The organism is Skermania piniformis (genome assembly GCF_019285775.1).
Classification (GTDB): Bacteria; Actinomycetota; Actinomycetes; order Mycobacteriales; family Mycobacteriaceae; genus Skermania; species Skermania pinensis.
The window spans coordinates 921,787-936,604 of record NZ_CP079105.1 but is presented as its reverse complement, the minus strand read 5'-3'; the positions used below and the strand labels follow the sequence as shown (position 1 = coordinate 936,604).

The 14,818-nt window shown below is 71.2% G+C and carries 10 protein-coding genes; 8 read left to right on the top strand and 2 right to left on the bottom strand.

Going from position 1 to position 14,818, the window contains the following annotated elements; genetic code table 11:
* Window positions 1-5 precede the first annotated feature (5 nt).
* The 4 genes from mycP (at window position 6) to KV203_RS04215 (ending at window position 4,300) form a co-directional block, all read left to right on the top strand.
* Window positions 6-1,427: a type VII secretion-associated serine protease mycosin gene (mycP, locus tag KV203_RS04225; RefSeq protein WP_066468613.1), complete on the top strand. Its 1,422-nt coding sequence runs from the start codon at window positions 6-8 to the stop codon at window positions 1,425-1,427.
* A gap of 85 nt (window positions 1,428-1,512) precedes the next feature.
* Complete coding sequence (locus KV203_RS19550) at window positions 1,513-2,721, top strand: hypothetical protein (RefSeq protein ID WP_246600535.1); 1,209 nt, start codon at window positions 1,513-1,515, stop codon at window positions 2,719-2,721.
* A complete protein-coding gene (locus KV203_RS20050; RefSeq protein WP_373279213.1) occupies window positions 2,613-2,870 on the top strand; it encodes an HNH endonuclease in 258 nt (85 codons plus the stop codon). Before KV203_RS19550 ends, KV203_RS20050 begins: the two co-directional genes overlap by 109 nt.
* 140 nt (window positions 2,871-3,010) lie before the next feature.
* A complete protein-coding gene (locus KV203_RS04215; RefSeq protein WP_066468615.1) occupies window positions 3,011-4,300 on the top strand; it encodes a sensor histidine kinase in 1,290 nt (429 codons plus the stop codon).
* Between the two features lie 2 nt (window positions 4,301-4,302).
* Here the strand turns inward: KV203_RS04215 and eccB are convergent, their stop codons facing one another.
* The gene (eccB, locus tag KV203_RS04210; RefSeq protein ID WP_066468616.1) at window positions 4,303-5,787 is read right to left on the bottom strand and encodes a type VII secretion protein EccB; all 1,485 of its coding nucleotides are present in this window, start codon (window positions 5,785-5,787) and stop codon (window positions 4,303-4,305) included.
* A gap of 124 nt (window positions 5,788-5,911) precedes the next feature.
* On the opposite strand from eccB, the gene eccE reads away from it, so the two are divergent.
* The 3 genes from eccE to KV203_RS04195 all read left to right on the top strand — a co-directional run bounded on the left by eccE (window position 5,912) and on the right by KV203_RS04195 (window position 10,333).
* A complete protein-coding gene (gene eccE / locus KV203_RS04205; RefSeq protein ID WP_066468617.1) occupies window positions 5,912-7,549 on the top strand; it encodes a type VII secretion protein EccE in 1,638 nt (545 codons plus the stop codon).
* 9 nt (window positions 7,550-7,558) lie between these two features.
* Window positions 7,559-8,698, top strand: a complete 1,140-nt coding sequence (locus tag KV203_RS04200) for an acyl-CoA dehydrogenase family protein (protein WP_066468618.1) — start codon at window positions 7,559-7,561, stop codon at window positions 8,696-8,698.
* Window positions 8,699-8,782: 84 nt separating this feature from the next.
* Window positions 8,783-10,333 carry a glycerol-3-phosphate dehydrogenase/oxidase gene (locus tag KV203_RS04195; protein ID WP_246600533.1) on the top strand — a complete coding sequence of 517 codons (1,551 nt, stop codon included), beginning with the start codon at window positions 8,783-8,785 and terminating at the stop codon, window positions 10,331-10,333.
* Here the strand turns inward: KV203_RS04195 and KV203_RS04190 are convergent.
* On the bottom strand, window positions 10,314-11,804 hold the full coding sequence (locus KV203_RS04190) for a carboxylesterase/lipase family protein (protein WP_066468622.1): 1,491 nt from the start codon (window positions 11,802-11,804) through the stop codon (window positions 10,314-10,316). The two genes, KV203_RS04195 and KV203_RS04190, sit on opposite strands and share 20 nt — an antisense overlap.
* 176 nt (window positions 11,805-11,980) lie before the next feature.
* On the opposite strand from KV203_RS04190, the gene KV203_RS04185 reads away from it, so the two are divergent.
* Complete coding sequence (locus KV203_RS04185) at window positions 11,981-14,731, top strand: ATP-binding protein (RefSeq protein ID WP_066468624.1); 2,751 nt, start codon at window positions 11,981-11,983, stop codon at window positions 14,729-14,731.
* Window positions 14,732-14,818 lie beyond the last annotated feature (87 nt).

Below are 14,818 nucleotides of genomic sequence, written 5' to 3'. Positions count from 1 at the left end.
GCGCGATGAATTACCGCATCCGGAGCCGGCTGCTGTCGGTCCTGGTCGCATCGGTGACCGTCGGGGCAGCAGTCGGACCCGCAGCGGCCGCACCGCCACCGCCGGTCGACCCGGGACAGCTGCCGGCAGCGGCACCGGCCGCCCCGACCCAACCCACCGAACAGAAGAACCAGTGCTTTGCCACGCGACCCGTGCCGGCGGGACCGCAGGAGCCGCCGGCACAACGCGCACTGGGCTTCCGAGCCGCCTGGCCGCTGACCCGCGGCGCAGGCCAGACGATTGCGGTGATCGATACCGGGGTCGCCCGCCACCCGCGACTGTCCGGCCTGATCCCGGCCGGCGACTACGTCGGGACCGGGGACGGCACCGACGACTGCGATGTGCACGGCACCGTGGTCGCCGGGCTGATCGCAGCGGCCGGCGTGCCCGGCCAGGGCTTCGCCGGCGTCGCGCCCGACGCCCGGATCATGACCATCCGGCAGTCCAGCAACCTCTGGCAGGTCGCGGGACGGGCACAGCAGCAGCGTCCCGAGGACAATGCCGACGGCTACGGCGACGTGGCAACCATGGCGGCCGCCGTCCGCTTGGCCGCCGACCGCGGCGCGACAGTGATCAACATTTCCGAGGTCGCCTGTTCCACCGCGACGATCGACGATCGCGCGCTCGGCGCAGCCGTACAGTACGCGATGGTGGAGCGCGATGCCGTCGTCGTGGCCGCCGCCGGAAACAAGGACGGCCGGTGCGGCAGCGGGAACCCGGACAGCGACCCGCGGCGCCCGACCGCCGATCCGTGGCAGCGGGTCGACACGATCGTCACCCCGGCGTGGTACGACGACTACGTGCTCACCGTGGGGTCGGTCGACGCGAACGGCGCGCCGTCGCGGTTCACCGTGCCGGGCCCGTGGGTGGATGTCGCCGCACCCGGCGAGGGCATCGTCTCGCTGGACCCACGGAGCAGTGGTCTCACCGACGCCAAGCTGGACGACAAGGGCACCAGCGCCACGTTCCAAGGAACCAGCTTCGCCGCGCCCTATGTCGCCGGGACGGTGGCGCTGGTCCGCGCTCGTTTCCCCGAACTGCGCGCTCGACAGGTGATGGCCCGCATCGAAGCAACCGCGCATACCCCGCCGGAGGGAATCAACCCGTACGTCGGGCACGGCTCGATCGATCCGTATGCCGCCGTCACCGTCCAACCACCGGACGTGTCTCCCGCCGCACAACCGAACGCACCCGCATCGACCACGCTGGCTACGCCGACCGCCCCGGCGTCGCCGGACCGACACGGCGCGACCGTCGCACTGATCGGAACCGCCGTACTCGGCGTAGGACTGGTGCTCGGCTTTCTGGCCTGGTTTCCGCTGCGCCGGCGTGCCCGCGCAGCGGCCGCCCGGGGCGAACCCGACGAGCCGGCGGCGCCGACGGAATAGGGGTCCGATATCGGTTCGGCGGGATCGCTACTCCGACAGATCTTTCAGCCGGAAACCTGTCGGTGGGTCGTGATGAACTAGATTTATGACCACAGTCAGTGCTTTTACTCCTGGAACCGGGGGTGGTGCTGGTTCTGCGCGGTCGGTGATCGCGGGGTTGCGGGCCAACCGGGCGGCGGCCGAGCGGGTCGCGGTGCAGCGGGCCGAGCTGACCGTGGCGTGGTGTCGTTGGCATGCCCCGGCGGGTGACACCGACGTGGATCGGTTCGGGGTCGGGTGGGTCACCCCGGGTGGTGCGGGTTCGCCGGAGGTGGACGAGGCGGCGGTCGCGGAGTTGGCGGTCGCGTTGCGGTATTCGACCGACTCGGGAATGTCGTATGTCGGGGCGGTGCTCGAAGTCTGCTACCGGTTGCCCCGTCTCTGGGAACGAGTCCGGAACGGGCAGACACCGTGGTGGCGGGCCCGGCGGATCGCCGACACCACTATCGGCTTGTCGCCGGAAGCGGCCGCGTTCGTCGACGAACGTCTCGCGGCGTACGCGGGGACGGTGTCGTGGGCGCAGCTGGATCGGTTGGTCGCGGAAGCCCGCATCCTCGCCGATCCGGACGCCGCGAAAGAAGAACTCGCCACCGATACCCGCAAGGTGGAGATCGACACCCGCACCGTGAGTCTGACCGGCACGGTCCGGATCGAAGGTGAACTCGACCTGCTCGACGCCGTCGACCTGAACCACGCGTTGTCCGATATCGCCGAGGATCTCGCCGCCTGTGGCAGCACCGATTCGCTGGATGCGCGGCGCTCGACCGCGCTGGGTGAACTCGCCCGCCGGCAACCCGGATTGCCGTTCGACGCACCAGAACCCACACCGCCCGCGTTGCACCGCCGCACGCCGCGCGACATCCAGCTGCATGTACATATCAGCGCCGACCAGCTCACCGGGACCGGTGGCCCCCTGGGCCGGGTCGACGCGTCGTCACCGACACCAGTCAGCATCGACGCGATCCGCGCCTGGTGCGGCAACCCGGACACGAACGTGACCGTCCGCCCGGTGCTGGACCTGGCCGAACACCTCCAGACCGACGCATATCAAATTCCGGACCGGCTCCGCGAACAGGTCGTGCAGACCAGCAGCACGTGTGTGTTCCCGTACTGCAACCGCCCCGCCCGTGGCTGCGATCTCGCCATATCCACCCGCATGACCAGGGCGGGCCGACCAGCAGCGGCAACCTCGCCCCGCTCTGCCGACAACACCACCAGCTCAAAGGAAACCGTGGTTGGCGCTACCGGCGCCTGACCCCCGGTGCTTACCTGTGGGCCACGCCCGCCGGCGGGATCTACCTGCACGACGGCACCGGCACCATCGACCTCACCCCACCCGGTCGACCCGCAATGAGCGAACCCTCAGGGCAACCACCCCCGGACGACGAACCCCCACCCTTCTGAATCAGCCCGACACCGGCACCTCGCCCCACCCGGCGGGGCCACCGGCATGCGCGGCGAATCAGCCCTGATACTCGGCGGAATAGGATGAACCACGTGCCGACCCCACCGTCCCCATACCCCGCCGAGCCGGTAGGCGCGAGGTGTCTCGTTCCTATCTCCGCGTTCTGAGCAGGTACAGCCCCTCGCTGCAGCAGCGAGTCGCCGCGTTCGCCGCCGCGGCGGTGGCGATGGTGGTGGTCCTGGCGGCCCTCTCGGTGTACCTGGTGATCAGTCGCTATCTCAGCCACGACCTGGACGATCAGCTCCGTACCCGGGTTCATACCATCGCCGACTCCGGTGCGGTCGAAGCATTGAATCCGACCGATCTCTACGCCCTGTCCAGCCTCGGCCGGGACGATCTCCGCGTCGCGCTGGTGTTGCCGGACCGGCGCCAATTCTCCTACGGCCCGGCAATTCCGGTCGGCGAGCCCGAGCGCGCAGTCGCCGACGGCGAGCAGATCGACTCGATCCGGACCACCGACGGCTACCGGGTCGCGGCGGCTCGTTCGCAATCCGGGGTGGCCGTGGTGCTCGCACAGCCCTTGACCCGAGAGCAGCACATTCTGCGGCGGCTCGGCGCGGTACTGCTGGTGGTCGGTTCCATCCTGATCTGCTTCGCCGCCGCGGCCGGTTTCGCCGTGGCCCGAACCGGTCTACGCCCGGTCACCCGGCTGCGCAATGCGACCGAGGAGGTCGCCCGAACCGGCGCGTTACGCCCGATCGAAGTGGTCGGCGACGACGAGCTGGCCGATCTGTCGCGCAGCTTCAACACGATGCTGTTCGCGGTCCGCGAATCCCGCGGCCGGCAACGCCAGCTGATCGCCGCCGCGGGTGCCGAGCTATCCACCCCGCTGACCTCACTGCGAACCAATCTCGAGCTGTTGATCTCGTCCGCCGAGCCCGGCGCAGCCCAACTCGACCGGGACGAACGCGAGGAGATCTTTGCCGACGTGCTCGCCCGGATGGGCGAGCTGTCGACGATGGTGAACAACCTGGTCGAGCTGGCCCGCGACGACGATCCGCAACGAGTCACCGACGACGTCGAACTGACCGAACTGGTCCGGCGTGCGGCGGCCACCGACACCGGCCGATTCGAAGTCCAGGCCCCGCCCGCGCTGACCGTTCGGGCCGACGAGACCGCGCTGAACCGGGCTCTGGGCTATCTGCTGGAAACCGCGGCGACCCGAGCGGCGACCGACGACCCGATCACCGTCCGGGTGGTGCAGGCACCGGACCGGGCGGACGTGGTGGTCGCCGACCACGGAGCTGCCGCGGCGAGCACCGGACTGGGCATGGCCATCGTGCGAAAGGTGGCCCGCACGCACGGTGGGGTACTCCACGCGGACAGCGAGGCCACCGTCTTCACCCTGCCCCTGGGTACCGGGAACTGAACTCAGCGCGGCGCAGCTGTCGCGTCGGGCAGGGCACCGCCGGCCGGGTCGGCAGCCACCCCGTCGTGCGATACCAACGCCGCGGTCCGGGACAACGCCGGCCCCGGCGCCAGCAACGAGACGATCTGCCAGGGCGCTGGTTCCGGTGGGCCGGTCAACCCCAGAACTTCGGCGGTGTCCAGATCCGGCAGACCGAACCGCACACCGGTATCGGCAACGAAGCACAACCCGTCTCGTCCGCGACTGTCCGGCGCGATGCCGGTGAACCGGACGAACGCCCCGTCCCCGGGAGCCAGGTAGGCCGCGTCGGCATTCGGGCCCGGTCCGTCGGCCCGGGCCAACGTGACCGGGCGGGCGGCCGCACCGATGGGCAGCTCCCGACCGGTAAGCACCCGTATCTCGGCAGCGGGCGCGGTGAGTGAATCGGTGGTCGGCAGCTCCAGCGGTCGCCAAGACAGGCAGGCCACCGGGTCGTCGGCACCCGACAGGACGGTGGGCGCCGACTCCGGGAACGTGGCCACGTCCAGGGCGGTGGACACCGGCACCCGCGTCACCAGATCCGGCGGAACCGTCGCGACCTCGGCCGAACCTTTCGAGTCGGCCGACCGGATCAGGTAGGCCGTCGCGGCGCCCACCTGCTGTAACCCGTCCCGTAACACCACGTAGTACTGCCGCGAATCGCCCTGGGCGACCTGCACTACCGATCCGACCACCTGCCCGGGTATCGAGAAACCCGTCGGACTCCCACCCGAACCCGGAATCCGCGGCGGCACGATCGCCGGTACCTCCGGGATCGCGTTCAGCAACGCATCGCTGACCGGCCGGGCATCGGCTGCCGACAGCCCGAAAGCCGTCGCCACCGGCGCACTGTAGGGGTCCACCGCCGCGCGTTTGCCGTCGTAGACCAGGTAGCTGCGGTCCCGGCCACGCAACAGCAAAGCCTGGTCCCGCCGCAGGTCGGCGGCCGTGTCGGTGCGCTCGAGGTCACCGACCAGCACCGACGTGGTCACCGCAGCGTCGGCACCGACGCGATCGCACACCGTCCACACCCGACCGGGCTCGGCCCGCCGATCCGGCAACGCCGACGGCGCCCCCGGAATCCCGACCAGCGCCCCCCGCGGCCGAGCCGCCGCTTCGGCGGCACCGACCAGCACCGGATCGTCGGCCGCACCGATGATCAGGCGCGCCGACGCCAGGTTCAGCACCGGGTGCACAGTGGCCCCGAGCACCACGAACATAGCCCCGGAATCCTTCTGCACCAGTATTTTTGCGTCGCCGGCCCGATCCACCGGACGCAGCAACGCCAGCACCGCACAACCGGCCAGGGCGAGCGCCGCAAAGATCGCCCCCACGATCAGCGCCCGGGACTGCGCCCGCAACGGGTCGCTGAGCATCCGGACGTCTCGCCGGACCAGCGCATGCTCCATCCGCCGCACCAGAAATCGATAGCCACTGACCTGCGACCGTGTCGTCGGCTGCGCCGGCATGATCCTCCCCCGATCCCCCGTCGAGGTGCCCCCGATCCCCGACGAGGTGTCACAGTACAGTTCGACCCGAACCCACGGTCGGTGCTGCTCGTGGGGCGATGTGACTCGCGGGGGGAGACATCGGGTGCTGGCACTTCGAGATCTGCTGACGGCCCAGGTATTCGGCCTGGCAACGCTCGCCGGGCTCCGGCTGGCCGGGCTGGCGCCGCTGCCGGCGGCCGGGATTGCCGGCGGGTCGGCGCTGTTGCTGCTGGTCCGGGTCGGCCGGCGATCGCTGCTCGACTGGGTCACGACCATGACCCGGTACCGGTGCCGGAATGGTTACCGGCTGGGACCGACGGTGGATTTTCGCGGTTCCGGGGAGGGCGCTGTCGGCCTGCACTGGGATACCGACCGGGTCGTCGCGGTAATCGAGTTGACCGCACCACCCGGCACGCGGACCGCTCTTCCCCCGGCCGACTCCGATGTGGCCGAACGACTTCCGCTCGGCGCGTTGGCGCGGGCGCTGACCCAGCACGACATCGCCTTGAGCGAGCTGAACATCGTCACGCACGGCCGGCGCAGCCGAGCGGAAACGGCGGCCGGCCCGGTCTACGAGGAGCTACTCGGCCCGCTACCGGCGGTGTCGATCGGGACCGTCCGGCTCGCGGTGGTGTTCCGGCCGGCGCAGTGTCCGGACGCGGTGGCCCGCCGCGGCGGCGGCAAAGAAGGCGCGTCCCGGGCGGTGACGGTCGCCGCCCGCCGGATCGTGCGGCTGCTGGCGCAGCGGGGTTACCCCGCCCGGCTGCTCACCGCCGACGAGATCCGCGGCGCCGTACTGCAGATCACTGCCGGTACCGATCCACGCGGAATCGGCCGGCGCTGGCGGCACGCCGTGCTCGGCGACCGGATCATCGGCGGCGGAGCATGTCACCCGGACGCGATCAGCTCCGAACTACTGTCTGCACTCTGGACGACACCGACGGCCGGCACGGCCGTCTTGCTGCGGTTACGGCCCGGTCGGACCGAGAACACCGTGCGGGTCGGTGCCGCATGGCAGCTGGCCGCGGCCCCGGCGACCGATCGGCTACCGGCCACGCCGCGGGTGCTCGTCCGACACAGCGTGTCGACGCACGGGCGGCACCGCGACGCGCTGTTGTCGCTGCTACCGATCGCTCCGGCCAGGTCGGCGGCCGGCATTCCCACCGGCGAGTACCCGATCGCCGACGTCGCCCGGCTGCGCCTACCGGCGGCCGAATGTGGACAGTTGATCGGGGCCGCCGCCGACGGCCGCGCCGTCGCCGCCCGGGTGGTGGGCGCCGGCGTCGGTACCGTGCTGATCGCCGGCGACGTCGGCCTGTCCCAGCAGGTGGTGTTCCGCGCAGTGGCCACCGGGGCCCGGGTGCTGGTCCGGACCGACCGGCCGCACGCCTGGGCGAACCTGATCGGCGCGATCGGCAATCCGGATCGACTCGCCGTCGCCGGCAGCGCCGGCCAGCGCACGACCGGCCGCACCGCGCTGGTGGTCGACGGGGTCCCGTCGCCGGAGCCGCACGCCGGACTGACCGTGATCCGGGTCGACAGCGATCCGGCCGTCCGGCCGAGCACCCGGCCGGACGTGACGATCCGCCAACCCGACGGCAGCAGCCACCGCGTGGTGCTGGAGACCGGGCCGAGCCGGATCGAGCTCGCCCTCGTCACCACCCCCCGGGAAGCGGCGATCCTGCGCCGTCCGGCGGCCGCGCCGGACGCCGGTCACGAGCTGCCGGTCGACGCTTCCTAGACTCGATCGATGCCTGTCGATCGCCTGCTCCCCACCGACGACGCCCGCGATCTGATCGCGCTGACCCGGGATATCGCGGACAAAACCCTGGAACCGGACGTGGTCTCCTACGAGAAGGAGGAACGCTACCCGGACCGGGCATTCGCGGCGCTCGGCGAAGCCGGCCTGCTCAGCCTGCCCTATCCGGAGGAGTTCGGCGGCGGGGCACAGCCCTACGAGGTCTATCTGCAGGTGCTCGAGGAGCTCGCCGCCCGCTGGGCCGCCGTCGCGGTGGCGGTCAGCGTGCACAGTCTGTCCTGCTTCCCGTTGTTCGGTTACGGCGCCGCCGAGCAGCAGCAGCGCTGGCTTCCGGAGATGCTGAGCGGCAACATGATCGGCGCGTACAGCCTGTCCGAGCCGCAGGCCGGCTCGGACGCGGCGGCGCTGAGCTGCCGGGCGGTTGCGACCGACGACGGCTATCGGGTGACCGGCACCAAAGCCTGGATCACCAACGGCGGCAAGGCGGATTTCTACACGTTGTTTGCCCGCACCGACGGTTCCGGATCGGGGGTGTCCTGCTTTCTGGTACCGGCGGACACGCCCGGGCTGAGTTTCGGTCGGCCGGAGGAGAAGATGGGCCTGCGTGCGGTGCCGACCACCACTGCCACCTACGAGGATGCGTTCGTCCCGGCCGAGCGCCGGATCGGCGCCGAGGGCGCGGGTCTGGGCATCGCGTTCGCCGCACTCGACTCGGGCCGGCTCGGTATCGCGGCAATCGCCACCGGCATCGCGCAACGCGCGCTCACCGACGCCGTGGCATATGCCAAGCAACGCACCACGTTCGGCAAGCCGATCATCGACCATCAGGGCCTCGGCTTCGTCCTGGCGGACATGGCCGCCGGGGTGGACGCGGCACGCGCCACCTACCTCGACGCGGCCCGCCGGCGCGACGCCGGGCGGCCCTACTCCCGCCAGGCCAGCGTCGCGAAACTCACCGCGACCGACACGGCGATGCGGGTGACCACCGACGCGGTACAGGTGTTCGGTGGGTACGGCTACACCCAGGACTTCCCGGTCGAACGGTACATGCGCGAGGCCAAGATCACCCAGATCTTCGAGGGCACCAACCAGATCCAGCGACTGGTGATCGCCCGCAGCCTGGCCCGCTGAGCCCCGGCGTACCGTCGTCCTGACCCGGAACGGGAAACCTGCGGCAACTCGCCGGCAGAATAGTCGGGAGCAATGGAGGCGCCAGTGCGCAACGACAGACGTGACCTGTCGCCGGAGCCGAGTCGGCTCAACGCGGCCCGGCGGGCCCGCGACCTCGCCCGGCTCGGCGATCGCGCCCAGCTCGACCTGCTGGTGATCGGTGGCGGGGTCACCGGCGTCGGGATCGCGCTGGATGCAGCTACCCGCGGGCTACGTACGGTGTTGGTGGAGGGCCAGGACCTGGCGTTCGGCACCAGCCGATGGAGTTCCAAGCTGGCCCACGGCGGGCTGCGGTACCTCGCCTCGGGCCGGGTCGGGGTGGCCCGGGAAAGCGCGGTGGAGCGCGGCATCCTGATGACCCGGACCGCGCCGCACCTGGTGCGACCGATGCCGCAGGTGGTGCCGTTGCTGCCGCAGGTCGGCCGCCGGGAGCGACGGCTGATCCGCACCGGCTTCGCCGCCGGCGACACCCTGCGCGCCGCGGTCCGCACCCCGGCAAACCTGCTCCCCCGCTCCCGCCAGGCCGATGTCGCGGAGACCACCGCGATGGTCCCGGGGCTGCGCACCGACGGCCTCGACGGCAGCCTGATCGCCTACGACGGCCAGTTGATCGACGACGCCCGACTCGTGGTCACGATCGCCCGGACCGCCGCCGAGCACGGCGCGACGATCCTCACCCGGGTCCGCGCCGAGCAAGCCGACGGCACCGGCGCGACCCTGGTCAACACACTGACCGGCGAATCGCTGCGGGTTACCGCCCGGGCTGTGGTGAACGCGACCGGCGTGTGGGCCGACACGGTCGACCCGTCCATTCGGTTGCGCCCCAGCCGCGGTACCCACCTGGTGTTCGACGGCGCGGCGTTCGGCAACCCGATCGGCGCGCTGACGCTGCCGGTGCCCGGGGAGTTCGGCCGGTTCGTCTTCGCCCTACCGCAGCAGGACGGGCGGGTGTATCTCGGCATCACCGACGAGGACGCGCCCGGGCCGATCCCGGACGAGCCACAGCCGACCGACGCCGAGATCGACTTCCTGCTCGACACGATCAACCTCGCCCTGCACGGCGCGCTCGACCGCGAGGACATCCGCGGGCAGTTCGCCGGCCTGCGGCCGCTGCTGGACACCGGCGGCTCGACCGCGGATATCTCCCGCAAACACGCGGTGCTGACCTCGGACACCGGGCTGATCACGGTGGTCGGCGGCAAACTCACCACATACCGGAAGATGGCCCAGGACGCGGTGGACCGGGCCGTCGGGGCGAACAACCTCGACGGCGGTCCGTGTGTCACGCGCAACCTGCCGCTGCTCGGCGCCCCCGGTCACCCGGCGAGCACCGGCATCGACGGCCTACCCCACTCCCTGGTCGCCCGCTACGGCGGGATCGCGGCCGAGGTCGCCGCCGCCGGCGTCGAAGATCCGCTCGCCCCGGTCGGCGACGGCATCGACATCTCCCGAGCCGAGATCGCCTACGCCTTCACCCACGAGGGAGCGCTGTCCGCATCCGACGCCCTCGACCGGCGCACCCGGCTCGGCTTGATCGCCGCAGACGCCGACCGCGCCCGCCCGGTGGTGGACGAGATCATCGTGGTGGCCCACTGACCTTGTCGTCGCGCGTCACCGCGGCGAGTTCGGCCGCGCGCGGGTGCAATACCACCTGCGGGCCGGTGGCGCGGAACTGCTGCACCGCGCCGTCGGCGGCGTAGCGCGGCCACCCCGGGTCGCCGGTCGCGGCGAACCGGATCCACGCCCGGTGCATGTCGTCGGCCAGCGACTGCGGCGGCGTCGGGCCGGTCAACGTTCCGGCGTGATCCAGCGTGTCGAACACGAACGGCACCTCCAGCGCGTGACAGGCCCCCAGCCCGTCGACTCCGGACGGCCAGTCGAACTCGTAGACGTAGGTGGCCCCACCGGCTGCCGTATGAGCCTGGGCGTCCTGTAGTGCGGGCGCTCGGAAGCCCAGTTCGCTGAGCACCGCGGCGAAGATGTCGCCCGGCGAATCGTCGGGCCGGTCCGCGGCGAACACCTCGATCACGCCCGGCTCGACCCCGTAGCGCTGCAGCAACAGCGGTAGCAGCTCGGCGCTGATCGCGGCCGACAGGCCGTGCGGGACCACGAAGAAGCGGAACTCCTCGGCCGTGGTGCCGATCAGCAGATCCACCGCGGGCGCGTCGGCGCAGGACGGCCGGACCGGGAGCACGGCATCGCCGACGGTGGGCAGGATGTGGACGACACCGAAACCCTGCTCGATCACCGACGAACCCCACCGCGCCGGATCCGGGTCGGTGGCCACCTCCAGCCCGATCTGGTCCTGCGCGGCCAGGATGTCGGCCGGATCGACGTCGGCGAATGCCGCCGCCGTGGGGGCGACGCCGAGTCGCGCCGCAATCTCGCCGGTCACCCGGACGGCGTCGGCACGCTCGGCCACCAGCTGGGAGTGCCCGCTCTGCACGATTGCCCGGCGGAACAATCCGGCTGCGGCCGGCGAACCGAGCAGGTCCGCGATGCTCATCCCGCCCGCCGACTCGCCGAATACCGTGACCAGGTCCGGGTCGCCGCCGAACGCAGCGACGTTGCGTTGCACCCACCGCAACGCGGCGAGCTGGTCGAGCAGGCCCCGGTTGTCCGGCGCGTCCGGAAACGGACTGAATCCCCAGACGCCGAGCCGATAGTTCACCGCCACCAACACCACCCCGTCGCGAGCGAACGCCGAACCGTCGTAGACCGGGATCGAGTTGGCGCCCCGGGTGAACGCCCCACCGTGAATCCAGACCAGCACGGGCAGTCCGGATGCGCCCGGGTCCGGAGTCCACACATCGACGTTGAGACAGTCCGCACCCGGCTGGATGTGGGTGCCGATCAACGCGGCAATCGCGGGCGGATACGGCGTCTGCGGACAGGTCGGGCCGGGCGCGGCGGCGTCGCGCACATCCGACCAGACCGGCGCCGGGCCGGGCGCGGCGAACTGGGCGGCGCCGGTCGGTGCGGCCGCGTAGGGAATGCCCCGAAACGCCCAGCCGCCGGGCACTGCCCGACCACGAACCGGACCGCTGCTCGTATCGACGGTATCCATCCGATCACCCACTATCGATCACCCACTGCCTGTCCACGTGGACCGTCTGTCTGTCGCGCAACCGACTGTCCGCCCGCCGCACGCTCGCTACCATGGAATTGTCACCTTTCACCGTATCGGGGGATCGCTGATGGACTCCCGCTTTTCCGCCCGCCGCCGCTGAAGCCGAATCGGCGATGACGACAGAGGACCAGCGGCCGAACGAGCGCCTGGTCGATCGGCGCCGGGAGCGCGGCTGGACGCAGGGGGAGGTGGCGCGTCGGGTCGCGGCGGTGATCCACCGGGACACCGCGCAGGTCGTCGCGATCAACGCCGATTACGTGTCGCGGCTGGAGCGGGGCCTGATCCGGCGCCCGCGGCAGATCTATCTGGCCGCATTCCGGATCGTCTTCGGCGTCGGCGACATCGAGCTGGGGTTTGCCGACCAACCCGCCGCGGCCGACGCGAACATGTCCGACAGCGGCCGACTGCTGTTCCAGCTGCCGCCCGGAATCTCCGATTTCGTCGGCCGAACTGCGGTGGTGGACCGGCTGATCCGGGCGCTGACCCGACACACCGCGCGGGCGGTGAACATCGTGGCGATCTCCGGCGCAGCCGGAGTGGGCAAATCGGCGCTGGCGCTGCACGTAGCGCATGCGGTGCGCGCCCATTTCCCGGACGGCCAGCTCTACGCCGAATTGCGCGGCACCGAACCCGCGCCGGCGCCGACGACCGAGGTTCTCGGCCGGTTTCTCACCGACCTCGGCCTGGACGCGGGCAGCATCCCCGATCAGATCGACGACCGCGCTCGACTGCTGCGCAGCGCACTCGGTCATCGCCGGATGCTGGTGATGCTGGACAACGCCTGCGACGCGCGGCAGGTGCGTCCGCTCGTCCCGGGCAACGCCGATTGCGCGGTGCTGGTCACCAGCCGGAAGGCGCTGATCGCCCTGGAGGGCGCCGAGCATCGCCAGCTGGATGTGCTGACTCCGGACGAAAGCGTGGAGCTGCTGGGTCGGATCATCGGCGTCGAACGGGCCCGCAGCGCACCGGATGCCACGGCTGATGTCGCCCGGCTGTGCGGTCGGTTGCCGCTGGCCTTGCGGATCGCCGGCGGTCGGATCGCCGACCGGGCGACGCTCCCGCTGGCGGCGTATGCCCAGCGGCTCAGCGACGAGCAAGGCCAACTCGACATGCTGGAAGCCGGCGACTTGGCGGTGCGAGCCAGCTTCGAGCTGAGCTACACCAGTTGCGCCGAACCGACGCGGCGGGCCTTCCGGATGCTCGGGGTGATCGAATCGGTCGACTTCGCCGCCTGGACGCTGGCGCTGCTCGCCGACATCGAGCTACCGCAGGCGCTGCAGCAGCTCGAGTATCTGGTGGACGCGCGGCTGTTGGAGGTCGTCGGCGCGGCGCACGGTGGGCCCGCCCGCTACCGCCTGCACGACCTGCTGCGGGTGTTCGCCCGGGAGCGACTGGACCTGGAGGACGGCGCGGCCGACCGTCGCGCGCTGGCGGAACGGCTGCTCGCCGAGTACGTCGCCCTGGGCACCACCGCGGTCGCCCGGATCGAACCGAGCGGCGAGTTCGAGCCGCTGCCGGCCTTCGCTCCGGCGTTGGCCGAGGTGGAGGCCGACCCGCTGGGCTGGCTGCAGACCGAGCGTGCGGCGTTCGTCCGTGGCGTCGGCCAGGCGCACGCAGCCGGGCTCTGGGAGCTGTGCTGGCAGCTGGCCGAACTGCTGCCTGCGGCCTGGGGCAACGTCGGCAGCGGCCTGATCCAGCTGCGATCCGGCCGGCTGGGCCTCGACGCCGCCCAGGTCTCCGGCAGCAAGATCGGCGAGGCCCGGATCCGGTACAGCCTGGGTGTGCTCGACCACGCCCAGGCCCGCTACGAACAAGCCGAGACCGAGCTGCGGTTCAGCATCGCGATCTTCACCGAGATCGGCGACGGATTCCGGACCGCGCTCGCCGAACGTCAACTGGGCGAAACCTATCGCCGCACCGGCCTACTCGACCAGGCGCAACTGCACTACTCCACCGCACTGGCGGTATTCGAGCACATCGGCAACGTGCGGATGGTTGCGGCGACGTTGAACGGAATCGGCGACACCTACCGCGGGATGGGCCGTTGGGCCGAGGCGGTCGATCATCTCGACCGCGGGATCAGGTTGTACGAGCGGCTGGGCGATCAGCAGCAGATCGCCCGGGCGATCGTCCGGCTCGGCTGCGTCCGTCGTGACCAGGCGCGGGAGGCCGAGGCCAAGCGCTTGTTCAACCACGCGCTGATCGTCCTGCGCAAGCTCGGCGACCGCCGGTGGGAAGCGAACGCGTTACGCCACCTGGGCATCGTGGCCCGCAACGTCGGCCGCTACGACGAGGCGCTGGATCACCTCGCCGACAGCCTGGAGCTGATGGCCGAACTGGCCCACCCACGCGGTGTCGCAATCGTGCTGCGCGACATCGGCGACACCCACCGCTACGCCGGCAACCCGGACGAGGCCCAGGATGCGTTGGCCGAGGCGCTGGCCCGGTTCGTCGATATCGGTGACCGGCATGCGCAGGCGCGCACCCGGGTGCGACTGGCCGATGTCGCTCGCCGGCGCACCGACTGGGCGCTGGCCGACGCCCAGCTGTCGCACGCCGAGGAGATCTACCGCCGCCTGGGCAGCCGGGCCGGAATGGCCCGGCTGCACCGTTATCGCGCGCTGCTGGAGCGCGACCGCGGCCATTACGTTGCGGCCCTGGCGGCGATCGACGCATGCGAAACGTTGCTCACCGAACTCCCCCGCGGCTTGTGGCGGGCCCGGGCACTGGCCACCCGGGCCACCATCGAACGGGCCATGGGCCTACCCGAATGGCAGGTGACCTACGCCCAGGCCGAGGAGATATACCGGCTCGGCGGTGCGAGCACGCTCGCCGAACTCCGCTTCTGGCTCGACGACCGGTGAGCGGTCACCTCGGACCAAACCCGGCACGACCCGGAACTTACGCGGAACTGGACGTCGAAAATCTGACAGCGGATCGACCATGTTCGA

Excerpts from the sequence above, each read along its gene's own strand:
- mycP (WP_066468613.1), top strand. The coding sequence starts at position 6 with ATGAATTACCGCATCCGGAGCCGGCTGCTGTCGGTCCTGGTCGCATCG.
- KV203_RS19550 (WP_246600535.1), top strand. The coding sequence starts at position 1,513 with ATGACCACAGTCAGTGCTTTTACTCCTGGAACCGGGGGTGGTGCTGGT.
- eccB (WP_066468616.1), bottom strand. The coding sequence starts at position 5,787 with ATGCCGGCGCAGCCGACGACACGGTCGCAGGTCAGTGGCTATCGATTT.
- KV203_RS04200 (WP_066468618.1), top strand. The coding sequence starts at position 7,559 with ATGCCTGTCGATCGCCTGCTCCCCACCGACGACGCCCGCGATCTGATC.
- KV203_RS04190 (WP_066468622.1), bottom strand. The coding sequence starts at position 11,804 with ATGGATACCGTCGATACGAGCAGCGGTCCGGTTCGTGGTCGGGCAGTG.
- KV203_RS04185 (WP_066468624.1), top strand. The coding sequence starts at position 11,981 with ATGACGACAGAGGACCAGCGGCCGAACGAGCGCCTGGTCGATCGGCGC.